Genomic DNA, 660 nt, shown 5'->3' on the forward strand with positions numbered 1-660 from the left:
TAAGGGATTCTGAGTGATATTTCTACTTGCTCCAATATTTTAAAATATAGAGCTACAGCTAGAATTCTGAGACTTGAAAATAAGGCACCAAGTTTACCATCAACTTTTGAATAAAAGATTACTTTAAGTCGTAGTATCTTTATTTACAAAACAAGTTAAAGATATGTTGGCTATTTTCAAATAGTTGACATGGCATTTTGCTAATCTGATTTTGCAGTACTTCTGTTTTTTGTTCTATGTGATTCCATCGTTGTATGATATTAGTGTTTTTATAAATTTGAAAACTTATTAATTGTCTCAATATTTTCGTATAGCTTTATACTTACCTATGGCAGGCTTGTCATAGATATACTTTGGTTATTACATGAATATATACAATCAGAGGCTCTTTTATCGTTCTAACAAAACTTAATTAGTTAACAACAATTTATGGAAATAAATAATGATCTGAAGGAAATTGCGAAACTCTTTTTAAAATTGGGTACTATTTCCTTTGGCGGACCTGCTGCACATATTGCGATGATGGAAGACGAAGTGGTGAAAAAGAAAAAATGGATGACTCAAGAACATTTTCTAGACTTAATAAGTGCAACCAATCTTATTCCCGGACCCAATTCTTCTGAAATGGCCATGCACTGCGGACACGAGCGAGCCGGATGT

1 protein-coding gene is annotated in these 660 nt (G+C 32.6%); it reads left to right on the forward strand.

Features of this window, described 5'->3' with window-relative positions; all coding sequences use genetic code 11:
• Positions 1-429 precede the first annotated feature (429 nt).
• The coding region (locus G7Y57_RS17670) for a chromate transporter (RefSeq protein WP_165027278.1) at positions 430-660 on the forward strand (231 nt) is incomplete at its 3' end.

Origin of the sequence: Dysgonomonas sp. ZJ279 (assembly GCF_011039205.1) — a bacterium.
GTDB lineage: Bacteria > Bacteroidota > Bacteroidia > Bacteroidales > Dysgonomonadaceae > Dysgonomonas.